The 387-nt window shown below is 68.7% G+C and carries 1 pseudogene; it reads left to right on the top strand.

Going from position 1 to position 387, the window contains the following annotated elements:
• Positions 1 to 387, top strand: a pseudogene (locus D7Y04_RS43615) (DUF2911 domain-containing protein); the annotation flags it as partial.

Below are 387 nucleotides of genomic sequence, written 5' to 3'. Positions count from 1 at the left end.
CGTCGCCGCGACGACCGCGGCCATTCCCAGCCGTGAGCGGCTGACGTACGTCTTCAGCAACACCACCGAGGACAGCACCTCGCTGGACCTCGAGTGGGAGAAGCTGCGCGTCTCCGTCCCCATCAAGGTGGACACGGCCACGCTGGCCAAGGCCAACATCGAGAAGGCGGGGCAGACGAGCGCGAGCGAGCAGGCCCAGGCGGCGCGCTACGTGGCGGACTCGACCAAGGACTACGTCGCGGCGCTGAAGCTCGCGGACGCGTCCGTGGCCCTCGACTCCAACTGGTACAACCAGTGGATTCGCGCGGACATCCTCGCGCGCAGCGGCAAGTTCGCCGAGGCCCGCAAGGCCGCCCAGATTTCGTGGGACCTGGGCGAGAAGGACCC

The sequence above is a fragment of the Corallococcus sp. AB038B genome (assembly GCF_003668955.1).
Lineage (GTDB): Bacteria > Myxococcota > Myxococcia > Myxococcales > Myxococcaceae > Corallococcus > Corallococcus exiguus.
The sequence above is the reverse complement of the archived record's forward strand: the minus strand, read 5'-3'. Positions and strand labels throughout refer to the sequence as shown.